This is a genomic window from Phreatobacter oligotrophus (genome assembly GCF_003046185.1).
Lineage (GTDB): Bacteria > Pseudomonadota > Alphaproteobacteria > Rhizobiales > Phreatobacteraceae > Phreatobacter > Phreatobacter oligotrophus.
In genome coordinates this window covers 296,981-311,515 of sequence record NZ_PZZL01000005.1, presented here as the reverse complement: position 1 = coordinate 311,515, position 14,535 = coordinate 296,981, and the positions used below count along the sequence as shown (strand labels likewise).

The window sequence follows — 14,535 nt, the reverse complement described above, 5'->3', positions numbered from 1 at the left end:
CTCCCAGGAAGTGGAGGTTGCGTTTCGTTATCCCCTCAGAAGCAGGGGTCCCTAGGAGAGGGCAGTATCCATGTCTGACATCACCATCTCGCGCGGCGTCCGCTCGAACCTCCTCGCCCTGCAGAACATCGCTTCGAACCGCGAAGTCATTCAGGGCCGCCTGGCCTCGGGCAAGAAGGTCAACTCGGCCCTCGACAACCCGACCAACTTCTTCACCGCCGCTGCGCTCAACTCGCGCGGTAACGACCTCGGTGCCCTGCTCGACGGCATGTCGAACGGCATCAAGACCCTCGAAGCCGCCGACAACGGCCTGAAGTCGATCACCAAGACCGTCGAGTCGCTGCAGTCGACGATCCGCCAGGCTCGTCAGGACAAGTCCTGGAAGGGCGACAGCTACAGCTTCACGGCCGGCGCCGCTGGTACCGTTTCGATCTCGAACGGCGCGGTTGGCTCCACCGCCGTCAACATCTCCGTGACGTCCACCGACACGATCGACGACGTCGTCAAGAACATCAACAATAACAGCTCGCTGACCGGCAAGGTCCGCGCCTCGAACGATAACGGCAAGCTGCGCATCGAGAACCTCTCGACCGCTGATCTGACCGTCACCAACTCGGGCTCGGTCGGCACCGGCAGCACCGTTGGCGGCAACACTGTCCGCGCTGACCTGATCACGCAGTTCAACGACCTGCGCCAGCAGCTCGACCGCACCGCGGAAGACGCCTCCTTCAACGGCATCAACCTGCTGCGCGGCGACTCCCTGGCGATCACCTTCAACGAGACCGGCTCGTCCTCGGTGACGATCCAGTCGAAGGGCGGCAAGGCCATCAACTCGAGCAACCTCGGCATCGACGCGCAGGTCACCTCGGTGGCGGACAGCGACTCGAGCCTCGACTCGATCCTCGGCAAGCTCACGACGGCGATGAACTCGCTGCGGTCGCAGTCCTCGGCCTTCGGTTCGAACCTCTCGGTGGTGCAGAACCGCCAGGACTTCACCAAGTCCATGATCAACACCCTGAAGGGCGGCGCCGACAACCTGACGCTGGCCGACCAGAACGAAGAGGGTGCGAACCTGCTGGCCCTCAACACCCGCGCCCAGCTCGCCACCTCGGCCCTGTCCTTCGCCTCCCAGGGCGACCAGCAGGTCCTGCAGTTCCTCCGGTAAGTCCACACCTCGGAGACAACTGGGAAGGGCGGGCCTCGGGCCGCCCTTTTCGTTTGCAGCCTTCCCGGCGCCGCGAGGCGATGCGTTAGAGGGACGTTAACCAGCTTCGGCAAGACTGCGTTAACGGACGGCCCTGCGGCTCGCGCGGCGCCGTCCTGTCGTGCGCAGGGGAGACGCAGATGGCCACGTCAGTGCAATGGGCGCGCCCGCTCGACGAACGCACCACGCGCCATGCGGTGGAATATGCCACCGGCGCGGCGCGCTACGCCCTGAAGCGTGGCGAGGCGAGCATCGCCGTCCGTATCGCTCGCCAGCTTGTCATGGCCCAGCCCGGCGACATGGCGCATCGCGACCTCCTGGCCGAAGGTGTCGCTGCACGGGACGCCGCTTCCGACTTCATTGCGCGACATGCCGGCTCGACCGACCCCGATACGATGAACGGCCTGGCTGCGAGCCACCTCGCCCTCGGCGACATCATCGCGGCCAGCCAGCTTTGGCTCGCGCTCGCCCGCAGCGACCCCTCGCGCACCGACGCCTTCGTCAGCTTCGCCTGGTGCATGGCCCGCGCCGGGAACGATGAGATCGCCACCCAGATTGCCGCCCGTCTGGGCGATACGACCCACGCCAAGGTGGCCGCGCTGAGGATGATGCTGGCCCTATCGGCGGGGAAGGACGAGGAGGCCCTCGCCGAAGCCCAGCGTGCGCAGCACCTTGCCGACGCCTTCGCCTGGCTCCCACACGGCGCGGTCTTCGCCTCGACAGGTGTGGTCAATGCCGCGTCCCTGCGCCTCGGCGGACGGCTGGAGGACCTCGCCGCGGTCATGCACCTCTACCCGATCGGCCAGGCCATCCAGGATGGACGCAACGACGACGCGATCGCCGGTGCCGACCAGGTCCTGGCCTCCATCCCGGACGACCGTTGGGCGGCGCTTTTCAAGGTGATGGCGCTCGTTGCCAAGGACGACAAGATCGGCGCTGCGAAGGCTCAGGCGGCCCTGGTGTCATCCAGCGGCGTCCGGCTGGACATGCTGGACCGGCTCATTGCCCTTCTGTCCGACATGTCGGCTCACCGGCTCGTCGTCGACTTCGGATCGCTGGTGCGGGAACGCATCGCCGACAATGCCGTGCTGCAGTCCACCATCGGCCACTCGGCTGCCCATGTGGGCGATTTCGACCTGTTCGAGGAGATGAAGGCTGCGCTGCATCCCCTGGAGGACCGCATCGCCGGATCGAGCATGTCGCCCTTCGTCGTCATGTCGCTAACGGACGATCCGGCCGTCCACAAACTCGCGGCCATCCAGCGCGCCGACCGCATGGGAGGACCCTCTGCTCCGCCGAGCTTGCCCTCCATCCGGCCGCCGGCTCCCGGCGAGCGGCTGCGCATCGGCTATTTCTCGAACGACTTCCACAACCACGCCACGATGAAGCTGATCGTGGAGACGCTTGAGGCGACCGACCGGTCCCGCTTCGAGGTCTTCGCCTATTCCTACGACGCCAGCCCCGACAATCCCGATCGCGAGAGGGCCCGGGCGGCTGTCGAGCATTTCCGCGACATCGTCGCCCTGTCGGACGAGGAGTTCACGGAGCTCGTGCGGGAGGACGGCGTGCATGTGCTCGTCGATCTGAAAGGCTATACGCGTGGCTCGCGCCTTGCCGCCCTGAAGCACCGGCCGGCACCGATCCAGGTGAACTGGCTCGGCTATCCCGGCACCTATGGCTTCGCCGAGACCGACTACATCATCGCCGACCCCTTCATCATCCCGCCCTCCGCCGAGTCGGACCACAGCGAGGCGGTGGTGAGGCTTCCCGATTGCTACCAGCCCAACAACCGCATGCGCGAGGTGGTGGAGACACCGACCCGCGAGATGGTGGGGTTGCCCGAGACCGGCTTCGTCTTCGCCTCGTTCAACCAGGTCTACAAGATCAACGCTCCCGTTTTCGGGGCCTGGATGGACATCCTGAAGGGCGTGCCGGGATCGGTGCTGTGGCTCCTCATCAAGGATGATGCAACGGCCGATCGCCTGAAGGCCCGGACCGAGGCGCATGGCGTCGACCCGTCGCGGATCGTGGCTGCGCCGACCTTGTCGAACGAGATGCACCTTGCCCGCTACGGCCTGGTGGACCTTGCCCTCGACACGTTCCCGGTCGGCTCGCACACCACCGCGAGCGATGCGATCTGGATGGGCGCGCCCCTGCTGGCCCTGGCCGGCCGCTCCTTCATCTCCCGCGTCTCGGGCAGCATCGTCACGGCGGCCGGCGTGCCGCACCTCGTGGCCACCGACCTCGACGAATATGTCGCCAAGGCCATCGCGCTCGGCAACGACCCGGGCACGGCCGCGGCGATGCGCGAGGACCTGCTGCGCCGCCGGGACACGATGCCGCTCTTCGATCCCGCGCGCTTCGCCGAGCATCTCGGCCGGGCCTATGAGGGCATGGTGGAGATCTGGCGGCGGGGCGAAAAGCCCCACGCCTTCGACGTGCCCTCGGTCGACGTCAAGCCGAAGCTGTCAGTGGAAGTCGCGTGACTTCGGCAGCACCCTGACATCGCGGGGATGGCGTCCGCCGGTCCGCGGATATTGCGGCCGGTTGACCTCGTCGGCGCGGGCGAGGCTGTCGCGCATGGCGTCCTCGGAGAGCAATGACAGGTCCGCGGTCCGGTCGATGATGTCCTCGGCCATGAGATGCACGACGCCCTCGGGGCTGCGCTGAACCACGCCGCGCACCAGCAGCAGCCGCCCGCCCATGATGGCGCGGCGGAAGGCCTCCATGCGGCGGGCCCAGAGCACGACATTGGTGATGCCGGTCTCGTCCTCGAGGGTGATGAAGACGGCCGTGCCCTTGCCGGGGCGCTGGCGCACCAGCACGACGCCGGCAGCCTGTGCCGGCGCGCCATTGGCGGCGGCTGAAATCTCGGCGCAGGTCATCACACCCTCGGTGCGGAAGCGCTGGCGCAGGAAGGTGAGCGGATGGGCCTTCAGGGAGAGGCGCACCGTCTGGTAGTCGGCGACGACGTGCTCCGAGAGCGGCATGGCGGGCAGGTTCGCATCGGCTTCCGTGCCGAGTTCCTTGGCATCGGCGGCGGCGAAGAGCGGCAGGGGATCGTCGTCGGGCAGGCGCCGCACCGCCCAGGCCGCCTCGCGCCGGTCGAGGCCGAGGGAACGGAAGGCATCGGCATCGGCGAGGATGCGCAAAGCCCGCGCCGGCAGGGCGGCGCGGCGGGCAAGGTCCTCGACATCGCGAAAGGGGCAGCTGCGCGCCGCCGCCAGCCGTTCGGCCCAGGCGAGGTGGAAACCGTCGAGCTGGCGGAAGCCAAGGCGCAGGGCCAGGGCTGAGCCTTCGCCATCGCGCTCCAGCGTGTTGTCGAAGCTGCTTGCATTGACGTCGACGGCGCGGACCTCGACGCCGTGCTCGCGCGCGTCACGGACGATCTGCGCCGGCGCGTAGAAGCCCATGGGCTGGGCGTTGAGGAGGGCGCAGGCGAAGATCGCGGGGTGGTGGCATTTGATCCAGGAGGAGATGTAGACGAGCTTGGCGAAGGAGGCGGCGTGGCTCTCCGGGAAGCCGTAGCTGCCGAAGCCCTTGATCTGGTCGAAGCAGCGCCGCGCGAAGGCCGGGTCGTAGCCGCGGGCGACCATGCGATCGACCATCAGCCGCTCGAAGCGGCCGATCGTGCCGACATTGCGGAAGGTCGCCATGGCGCGGCGCAGGCCATTGGCCTCGTCGGCGGTGAACTTCGCCGCCACCATGGCGAGCCGCATGGCCTGTTCCTGGAAGAGCGGCACGCCGCAGGTCTTGTTCAGCACCTGGAAGAGCTCGTCCGGCTCGCCATGCTCAGGCGCAGGCGAGGGATAGACGACGGGTTCGAGCCCCGCCCGGCGCTTGAGATAGGGGTGGACCATGTCGCCCTCGATGGGCCCGGGGCGGACGATGGCGACCTGGATGACGAGGTCGTAGAGCTTCCGCGGTTTCAGGCGCGGCAGCATGTTGATCTGCGCCCGGCTCTCCACCTGGAACACGCCGATGGAATCGCCGCGGCAGAGCATCTCGTAGACCGCCGGGTCCTCTGGCGGGACTGTCGCCAGGTCGAGGTCCGGCCCGCCGGTGTCGCGCAGCAGGGCGAAGGCCTTGCGGATGCAGGTGAGCATGCCGAGCGCCAGGACATCGACCTTCATCAGGCCGAGCGCGTCGATGTCGTCCTTGTCCCACTCGATGAAGGTGCGGTCCGCCATGGCGGCATTGCCGATGGGCACGGTCTCGTCGAGCCGGCCGCCGGTGAGCACGAAGCCGCCGACATGCTGGGAGAGGTGGCGGGGAAAGCCGATGAGGCGGCTCGCCAGGTCCACGGCGCGGCGGATCAGCGGGTTCTTCGGGTCGAGGCCGGCCTCGCGGACGTAATGGTCGCCAATCTCCGTGCCCCAGGAGCCCCAGACCATGCCGGCGAGGCGGCCGGTGACGTCCTCGGTGAGGCCGAGGGCCTTGCCGACCTCGCGGATGGCGCTGCGCGGCCGGTAGCTGATGACGGTGGCGGCGATGCCGGCGCGCTCGCGGCCGTAGCGGGCATAGATGTGCTGGATGACCTCCTCGCGCCGCTCGTGTTCGAAATCGACGTCGATGTCCGGCGGTTCCTTGCGCTCGGAGGAGATGAAGCGGGCGAAGAGCAGGTCGTGGTCGTTCGGATCCACCGCGGTGATGCCGAGCACGTAGCATACGGCGGAATTGGCGGCGGAGCCGCGGCCCTGGCAGAGGATGCCCTTGTCCTCGGCGACGCGGACGATGTCGACGATGGTGAGGAAGTAGCGGGCATAGTCGAGCTGGGCGATGAGGGCGAGCTCGTCGGCGAGGAGCTTGCGGACCTTGTCCGGCACGGTGCCGCCATAGCGGTGGGCGGCGCGCTCCCAGGTGATCTTTTCGAGCCAGCCCTGCGGCGTCCAGCCGGGCGGCACGGGCTCCTGCGGATATTCGTATTTCAGTTCCGACAGCGAGAAGTCGATGCGGGCGAGGAGGTTCTGTGTCTCGGCCACGGCCTCCGGGCAGTCGCGGAAGAGGCGGGCCATCTCGGCCGAGGGTTTGAGGTGACGCTCGGCATGAGCCTGAAGCCGGAAGCCTGCCTCCTCGATGGTGACGCCCTCGCGGATGCAGGTGAGCACGTCCTGAAGGTCGCGCTGGGCGGGGTCGTGGTAGAGCACGTCGTTGACGGCGAGGAGCGGCAGGCCGCGCGCCGTCGCCATGTCGCGCAGGCCAAAGAGCCGGCGGCGGTCCTCGCCGTCGCGGCCCATGGTGGCGGCGAGCCAGAGCTGGCCGGGCGCCGCCTCGCCGAGCGTTTGGAGGCTACGGGTCAGGGCCGCCTCGTCCTCGCTGGGCATGACGATCAGCAGGAGGTCGCGGGTGTCGGCGGCGAGGTCATCGAGCGTGAGCCGGCACTCGCCCTTGCGGCCCCTCAAGTTTCCGGTGGTGAGGAGGCGGCAGAGCCGGCCCCAGCCCACCCGGTTCTGCGGATAGACGATGACCTCCGGCGACCCGTCGCAGAAGACGAGGCGGCTGCCCACCGCGAGGCGGAAGCGGGCGGCGGCCGCCTTCACCACCTCCTGCGACAGGTCGGGGCGCGGCGCCTCGACGAAGGTGACCTCGCCAGGGCCCGAGCCCTCGCGCACCCGTTCGGGCGGCGGCAGGCCCACGGTGCGCAACTCTTCCAGCGTCGCATGGGCGCGCACGACGCCCGCCACGGTGTTGCGGTCGGCAATGCCGATGCCGGCCTGCCCGAGCAGCAGGGCGGTGAGCACGAGGTCGCGGGCATGGGAGGCCCCGCGCAGGAAGGAGAAGTTCGTGTGGGTGGCAAGCTCGGCATAGACCATGGCCGCCTCAGGCGAAGAGCCCATGGATGAACCAGCGGGGACTTGCGGTCTCGCGGCCATAGAGGCCCTGGCGGAAGACCCAGAAGCGGCGGCCCTCGCGGTCCTCGAGGCCGTAATAGTCCCGCGTCAGCATGTCCTCGCCGTCGCGCCACCATTCCCCGGCGATGCGCTCCGGTCCCTCGGCGCGGATGATCTGGAAGGTGGTGCGCCGCCAGAAAAAGCTGGCGGGCGGCCCGTCCGGCACCTCGGCGAGGGTCTCGATGGGCTGCGGCGGATCGAAGAGCTGCAGCGGGCGGGCTAGCGGCCGCGTGACCTGGGGTCCGGCGCTGCGATAGCCGCCGCCGCCGACCGCAATGGCGGGCACCATGACCTCGGCGCGTTCCGGCACATGGGAGGCTCGGTCGAGGAAGCGCAGTACGTTGGACCGGCCGAAGCGGGCGACCAGATGGTCGACGAGGGCGGCGGTCTCGCGCTCGGCCTCGCCGCGGCCGTCGATGAGCACCTGGCGGGGGGCAAGCACCTCGGTGCGCGGCACGGCGAGGCGCATGAGGTCGAAGCCGAAGCCGGGATCGGTGGGATCATCCAGCAGGTGCATGCGCTCGGCGAAGAGGCGGCCAACAGCGGCGGTGTCGCGGGTTGCCTCGCCCGTCTCCACCGCGATGCGGCGCACGACGCCGTCGGTGCGATAGAAGCTCGCCTCGAAGAGCCGGCCGCCCTCGCCGCGCTGCTCCAGCGTCGCGGCGGCCTTGCCGAGGATGAGGCCGAGGGCGCCGGCAAGGTCCTCGCGCCGCGCCACCGGCTCGGCGAAGCGCCGCTCCACCATGCAGGCGGCGACCGCCCGGCGCGGCGTCAGCCGCGTGTCCTCGCGCCCCGTGACGCGGCGCAGGCGGGTGGCAAGGCCCGCGCCGAAGCGGGCGACGAGGATGTCGCTCGGCCGGCCCATGAGGTCGCCGATGGTCTTGAGGCCGGCGCGGGTGAGGGCGAGGACGGTTGCGGCGTCGATGCCGAGGGCGGCGACGGGGAGCCGCGCCACGGCCTCCGCCTCGCCGCCGGGTGGCACGATGCCGGGCCTGCCGTGGCGGGCGAGCGCCGCGGCCGCGTCCGGCGTTCCCGCCAGCACCGCCCTTGCGGTGAAGCCGGCGCTGCGCAGACGTTCGAGAAAATCGCGGCAGAGCGCCGCCTCGCCGCCGAAGAGATGGGCGCAGCCGGTCACGTCGAGGACGAGGCCGTCCGGCCCGTCGAGGGCGACGAGCGGCGTGTAGCGGTCGGCGGCGTCGGCGAGGCGCTCCAGCAGGCTGAGGTCCGCCGCCGGGTCGTGATCGATGGCGACGAGATGGGGAACGCAGGCCCGCGCATCCGCGAGCTTCAGCCCGGGGCCTAGCCCAAGGTCGCGCGCCATCGGGTCAACCGCGGCGACGCGCAGGGCGCCCGCCACCTTCTCGGCGAGGACGAGCGGCGCGTCAGCCGGCGCGGCGGAAGGGGACGGGTTGCGCCTCCACAGCCGGCGCAGCCGTTCGCTCGGCAGGAAGGGGAGCCAGACGGCCAGGTAGCGCCGTCCGCTCGCGGAAGCGGCCATGTTCACGATCCCACTCCATGGACCAGTCGCGGGGAGGAATGCCGGCGCGGTGGCGCAGCAGGGTGACGGAGAAGGCGGGCCGGCCGGGCAGGCCGCCCTCGGCGGCCTCGGAGGCAAGGCCGCGCACGCGCCAGCGGGAGAGGGCGGCGGAGGGCTCGGGCTCGGCGCCGGCGCGGGTCATCAGCACGGTGACGCCGCTCTCGGCGGCGGCCAGCGACAGGCGGCGGCTGGCGGTGAGGTCGAGGATCTTCGGCGCGCCCCAGATCTCCGCGACGATGGCGCCGACGGCGCCGCAGCGCGCGGCGTCCAGTGTCGCCTTCAGCGCCTCCTCGGCGTCCTTGACGCGCACCAGCACGACGCATGAGGGATCGAGACCGAGAGCGGCGAGGCCGCGGCCATAGGGCCGGCCGAATTCCTGGTCGATGAAGCGCTGGCGCACCCAGACGAGTGGCCCTGACGGGGCCGTGCGGCGGGCGAGGCCGAGGGTGAAGCCGGTTGCCGCCGGCACATGGATCGGCGCCTCGGCATGGACCTCGTGCAGGGCGGCGCGGGCGATGCCGCCGCCGATCGCCGCGTCGAGGCTCGCCGCGCCAAGCGGCACGAGGCCGGGCCCAAGGTCAGCATGAGGCGACGCCGGGGGCATGCCCCCCCGCTCCAGACGCGCAAGGGTGCCCTTCAGCGCCGCGAGGGTGTCGCGTCGCGCGGTCATGATTGTTCCTGTTTTGTTCTTATATAGAGGGGACTCTTCCGGCGAGAGTCAAGGCGGGTTTGGAGGATGGCCTTTGGCCCTCATCGGGAGAGAGCCTATCCGGAATATACCTCTATTTACCGGTCGCTCTACCCTGAGTTGCTCTAATCCTATTGGGGGGGAGCGTATCATGACGGATTTCGAGAACCGCAAAGACAAGGACGGTTTCGTTTGCAAGCTCACGCGCGGCGAACGTACCACGCTGCTCGGCTTCGACGTGGATCATCCGGAGGACGATTTCGTCGGCTTCGCCATCGAGGTGAAAAATCCCGGAGAGGCTGACTTCATTCCCCTGCGTAATCGGTTGGCGTTTTCCTATGATCAGCCAGCGGGGACGGCCGTGACCGGCGCCCGGGCTTTCCCCACAACAGAAGCACCCATTCAAAAATTCCGCTGGATCGACTTCCCGCCCCAAGGGAGGGATGGAACCTACCTTTACCGCGTCACCAAGATGCACATGCCCAGGGACAATGTCCTCACCAAGGGAACCTCCCTACAGGTCGATATGGACCATGCGGAAGTCACCTATGACGGCCTAGTTGATATCGGCTTCACTCGTAATTTCGCCTCCTCGCAAGCCTATGCCCAGACCTTCCACAATGCCGCGGATATCATTCCCGCCAAAAGCGAGGACGGGATCGATTTCGTCAAACCGGATCTCCGGGCGCCATGGGGCGAAAGTGTCTATGACTGGCTCGGTTTCGAGGCCCGACGGCTGATCTTCGACTTCCTGGATACGGCCGCGGCAGACCCCGGTGTGACGCTGGACGTCATGGCCTACGATCTGAATGAGCCTGACATCATCGGCCGTCTCGAACGTCTCGGCAGTCGGTTGCGCATCATCGTCGATGACTCGCCGCCCGATCACAATAAACCCACCAGTTCGGAGTCCCGGGCGTTCAAGCGTTTCAAGTCCAGTGCCGGTGGTGGCGCCGTCAAGCGAACGCATTTTTCAGGCCTCCAGCACAACAAGGTTTTCATCCAGCGCCGCGGTGGCGTGGTAGAGAAGGTGCTGTGCGGCTCCACCAATTTCACCTTCCGTGGCCTGTATATCCAGGCCAACAACGTCCTCGTCTTCCACTCTCCAGAGGTCGGTGCGTTGTTCGGCACCATGTTCGACCTTGCTTTCGTCGACCCATCGAGTTTCCGTGATTCGGCCTTCGCCCGCACCTGGCATCTCGTCGACCATCGCCCTGGGCCAAGGTTTCACCTGTGCTTCTCTCCCCACCAGAACACCGACCTGTCCCTCAGCCCTGTCGGTGCCGCCATCGAGCAGGCAACGTCCTCAGTGCTCTACTCCATCGCCTTCCTCGGGCAGACGACGAAGGGGCCGACCCGGGAAACGCTCGATGATCTCATCAAGAAACCCCTTTTCAGCTATGGCACCGTGGACCAGCGCGGCGGACTTGAACTGAAAAAGCCCGACGGTTCCCTTGGTGTCGTCGACTTCAAGTTCCTCGGAGCCAATGCGCCCGAGCCGTTCGCCAGCGAGTGGTCCGGCGGCAAGGGCCGCACCATCCACAACAAGTTCGTCGTCACGGACTTTGATCTGCCGACCGCCAAGGTGTTCACCGGGTCGAGCAATCTTTCGCCGAGCGGCGAGAGCAAGAACGGCGATCACCTCATCATGATCGAGGATCGAAAGATCGCTGCCGCCTACGCGATCGAGGCGATCCGCATCTTCGACCATCTCCATTTTCGCAACCGGATGGAGGAGGCCAAGAGCGGCAAAGCTCCGAAGCGCGGCCGACGCAAAAAGCCTTCAGCCGCCACTACTCGGCGCAAACTGGTGCTCCAGAAGCCCGTCGCCATTTCCGGCGCCGGGGCGAGCTGGTTCGACCGCTTCTACAAGCCGGATAGCCAGGCGCTGCGCGACAGAAAGCTCTTCTCGCGCTAGCCGCCTCAATGCACCCGGAACTCGCCGGCGACCATGGCCAGCTCGGCCGGGCCGATCAGGTCCTTGTGGGCGACGGTGACGCGGTAGAGCTTGCCCTCCAGGCTCGCCTGCCAGAAGGCCAGGAAGCGGTTCAGCTCGGGAAAGCGCGGGGCGAGGTCATAGGCCTGCCAGACATATTCCTGGAGGATGGAGGGATGGTCGGGCAGGCGGTAGAGAATGCCTGCCGTGGTCAGCCCGTAGCCCTCGATCTGGCGGGCGAAATCTGCCGATGCCATGCACGAACCTCCTTTGCCGGATGACGAATCCGAGTGCAGCGCAACATCAAGCGCCAGGCAACAAGAAAATTCATTTTCGTCATCGAAATCAGTCTGTTAGCACTCGTTTGAAAAAAGTGCTGACAGGGGTCTTGAAGGGCAAAATCCGGCTTCCTAACTCATCGCCCGGACGGGATGCCGGAGGGCATCGGGCGATGCGCTCGCTCACTCCTCGCGACGGGTCCCGGCCACTGACAGAAGCGATGATCCACATCCGGAGGAACTCATGAAGTTTCGGCCACTGCATGACCGTGTCGTCGTCAAGCGCATCGACGCCGAGGAGAAGACCCGCGGCGGCATCATCATCCCCGACACCGCCAAGGAGAAGCCGCAGGAGGGCGAGGTGATCGCCGTCGGCCCCGGCGGGCGCAACGAGCGCGGCGAACTCGTCGCCCTCGACGTCAAGGCGGGTGACATCGTGCTCTTCGGCAAGTGGTCCGGCACCGAGGTCAAGATCGACGGTGTCGACTACCTGATCATGAAGGAGAGCGACATCATGGGCATCGTCGAGAGCTCGGCGAGCCTGAAGAAGGCCGCCTGAGCGGGGCCTGATCCTATCCCTCAAGTCTGATCAATGGAGTGAGGAACCATGGCTGCGAAGGACGTGAAGTTTTCGCAGGACGCGCGCGAGAAGATGCTGCGCGGCGTCGACATCCTGGCCAATGCGGTCAAGGTGACGCTCGGTCCCAAGGGCCGCAACGTCGTCATCGAGAAGAGCTTCGGCGCCCCGCGCATCACCAAGGACGGCGTCACCGTCGCCAAGGAGATCGAGCTCTCCGACAAGTTCGAGAACATGGGCGCGCAGATGGTGCGCGAGGTGGCGTCCAAGCAGAACGACGCTGCCGGTGACGGCACCACCACCGCCACCGTTCTCGCCCAGGCCATCGTCAAGGAGGGCGCGAAGTCGGTTGCCGCCGGCATGAACCCGATGGACCTGAAGCGGGGCATCGACCTTGCGGTCGAGGCGGTGACCAAGGAGCTGGAGAAGAACTCCCGCAAGGTCACCAAGTCCGACGAGGTTGCCCAGGTCGGCACGATCTCGGCCAATGGCGACGTCGCCATCGGCAAGATGATCGCCGAGGCCATGCAGAAGGTCGGCAACGAGGGCGTCATCACGGTGGAGGAGGCCAAGAGCCTCGAGACCGAGCTCGACGTGGTCGAGGGCATGCAGTTCGACCGCGGCTACCTCTCGCCCTACTTCGTCACCAATGCCGACAAGATGGTGGCCGAGCTCGAGGACCCTTACGTCCTCATCCACGAGAAGAAGCTGACCGGCCTGCAGGCCATGCTGCCGGTGCTCGAAGCCGTGGTGCAGACCGGCAAGCCGCTGCTCATCGTCGCCGAGGACGTCGAGGGCGAGGCGCTCGCCACCCTCGTCGTCAACAAGCTGCGCGGCGGCCTGAAGATCGCCGCGGTGAAGGCGCCGGGCTTCGGTGACCGTCGCAAGGCCATGCTGGAGGACATCGCCATCCTCACCGGCGGCACGGCGATCTCCGAGGATCTCGGCATCAAGCTGGAGAACGTCACTCTCAACATGCTCGGACGCGCCAAGAAGGTCCGCATCGAGAAGGAGGCCACGACCATCGTCGACGGCGCCGGCTCGAAGAAGGACATCGAGGCCCGCGTCGCCCAGATCAAGGCGCAGATCGAGGAGACCACCTCCGACTACGACCGCGAGAAGCTGCAGGAGCGGCTGGCGAAGCTCGCCGGCGGCGTCGCGGTGATCCGCGTCGGCGGCGCCACCGAGGTCGAGGTCAAGGAGAAGAAGGACCGCGTCGACGACGCGCTCAACGCCACCCGCGCGGCGGTGCTGGAAGGCATCCTGCCCGGCGGCGGCGTCGCCCTCCTGCGCGCCGCCAAGGCGCTGGAGGGCCTCAAGGGCGCCAATGACGACCAGCGCACCGGCATCGACATCGTCCGCAAGGCGCTGGAGGCCCCCATCCGCCAGATCGCCGAGAATGCCGGCGTCGAGGGCTCGATCGTCGTGGGCAAGGTCACCGACAAGGCCGATTATGCCCATGGCTATGATGCCCAGGGCGATGCCTATGGCGACATGTTCAAGCTCGGCATCATCGACCCGACCAAGGTCGTGCGCACGGCGATCCAGGACGCGGCCTCCGTCGCGGGCCTGTTGATCACCACCGAAGCGATGATCGCCGAGAAGCCGAAGAAGGACGCGCCCGCCCCGGCCATGCCGGGTGGCGGGATGGACTTCTGAGCCAGCCACATCGCTCACCACCATGGGGCGGGCCGGGTCACCGGCCCGCCCTTTCGTTTGCCGCCACGATGTCGCAGGCGATCCGAATCCGCGCTGGCCGTGCTAGCGCTGGGGCAGGAGGGCCTGATGACCATTGCCGCCGCCACGCGCTTCTGGGACCGCATCGCCGAACGCTATGCCGCCGATCCGATAAAGGATATGGCGGGCTATGAGCGCACGCTGGAGCGGACGGCGGCCCTGCTCAAGCCAAGCGACAGCGTCGTCGAGATCGGCTGCGGTACGGGCACCACCGCGCTCAGGCTGGCGCCCTCCGTCTCGCGGATCATCGCCAGCGATGTCTCCCCGGCGATGATCGCCATCGCCCGGAAGAAGGCCGAGGCCCAGGGCTGCGCCAACGTCACCTTCGAGGCGCGTGCCGCCGAGGAGCCGGGTGGCCCGGCGGGGCTTCACGACGCGGTCCTGGCCTTCAATCTCCTGCATCTGGTCGCCGATCGCGCCGCCGTGCTCGCCGAGGCCCATCGGCTCCTCAAGCCCGGCAGGCTGTTCATCTCCAAGACGCCGTGCCTCAAGGAGATGAACCCGCTCATTCGCCTCGCCATCCCGGTCATGCAGCTGATCGGCAAGGCGCCGCCGGTCGATGTTTTCGGGGCCGCCGAGCTCGAAGCCGCGGTGGCCGCCGCCGGCTTCACCATCATCGAGCGGGGCCGCCACGGGTCGGGACGAACCGATCCGCGCATCTTCCTCGTCGCGCGGCGCGACTAGGCT

At 67.8% G+C, this 14,535-nt stretch carries 10 protein-coding genes; 6 read left to right on the top strand and 4 right to left on the bottom strand.

The window, feature by feature from the left end; translation table 11 throughout:
• The first annotated feature begins 70 nt into the window (after positions 1–70).
• Together C8P69_RS13695 and C8P69_RS13690 are read left to right on the top strand one after the other, a co-directional pair.
• On the top strand, positions 71–1,165 hold the full coding sequence (locus C8P69_RS13695) for a flagellin N-terminal helical domain-containing protein (protein WP_108177978.1): 1,095 nt from the start codon (positions 71–73) through the stop codon (positions 1,163–1,165).
• A 179-nt stretch (positions 1,166–1,344) separates the two neighbouring features.
• Positions 1,345–3,690, top strand: coding sequence for an O-linked N-acetylglucosamine transferase, SPINDLY family protein (locus C8P69_RS13690; RefSeq protein ID WP_108177977.1), 2,346 nt, complete (start codon positions 1,345–1,347; stop codon positions 3,688–3,690).
• Here the strand turns inward: C8P69_RS13690 and C8P69_RS13685 are convergent.
• The 3 genes from C8P69_RS13685 to C8P69_RS23545 are packed head-to-tail and all read right to left on the bottom strand — an operon-like array spanning position 3,673 to position 9,302.
• The gene (locus tag C8P69_RS13685; RefSeq protein ID WP_245902029.1) at positions 3,673–7,041 is read right to left on the bottom strand and encodes an error-prone DNA polymerase; all 3,369 of its coding nucleotides are present in this window, start codon (positions 7,039–7,041) and stop codon (positions 3,673–3,675) included. The genes C8P69_RS13690 and C8P69_RS13685 overlap by 18 nt on opposite strands.
• Entirely contained in the window at positions 7,025–8,593 is a 1,569-nt protein-coding gene (locus tag C8P69_RS13680; RefSeq protein ID WP_108177975.1) for a Y-family DNA polymerase, read from the bottom strand. Before C8P69_RS13680 ends, C8P69_RS13685 begins: the two co-directional genes overlap by 17 nt.
• Positions 8,478–9,302: an ImuA family protein gene (locus C8P69_RS23545; RefSeq protein ID WP_146167340.1), complete on the bottom strand. Its 825-nt coding sequence runs from the start codon at positions 9,300–9,302 to the stop codon at positions 8,478–8,480. The genes C8P69_RS13680 and C8P69_RS23545 overlap by 116 nt, the downstream gene beginning before the upstream one ends.
• A gap of 169 nt (positions 9,303–9,471) precedes the next feature.
• Here C8P69_RS23545 and C8P69_RS13675 point away from each other — a divergent pair, with 169 nt between their 5' ends.
• Positions 9,472–11,238, top strand: coding sequence for a phospholipase D-like domain-containing protein (locus tag C8P69_RS13675; RefSeq protein ID WP_108177974.1), 1,767 nt, complete (start codon positions 9,472–9,474; stop codon positions 11,236–11,238).
• A gap of 5 nt (positions 11,239–11,243) precedes the next feature.
• Here the strand turns inward: C8P69_RS13675 and C8P69_RS13670 are convergent, their stop codons facing one another.
• Positions 11,244–11,513, bottom strand: a complete 270-nt coding sequence (locus C8P69_RS13670; protein WP_108177973.1) for an usg protein — start codon at positions 11,511–11,513, stop codon at positions 11,244–11,246.
• Between the two features lie 265 nt (positions 11,514–11,778).
• Here C8P69_RS13670 and groES point away from each other — a divergent pair, with 265 nt between their 5' ends.
• From groES to C8P69_RS13655, 3 genes are all read left to right on the top strand, one after another.
• Entirely contained in the window at positions 11,779–12,093 is a 315-nt protein-coding gene (gene groES, locus C8P69_RS13665; protein WP_108177972.1) for a co-chaperone GroES, read from the top strand.
• A 48-nt stretch (positions 12,094–12,141) separates the two neighbouring features.
• Entirely contained in the window at positions 12,142–13,770 is a 1,629-nt protein-coding gene (gene groL / locus C8P69_RS13660) for a chaperonin GroEL (protein WP_108177971.1), read from the top strand.
• 126 nt (positions 13,771–13,896) lie between these two features.
• A complete protein-coding gene (locus C8P69_RS13655; RefSeq protein WP_108177970.1) occupies positions 13,897–14,532 on the top strand; it encodes a class I SAM-dependent methyltransferase in 636 nt (211 codons plus the stop codon).
• Positions 14,533–14,535 lie beyond the last annotated feature (3 nt).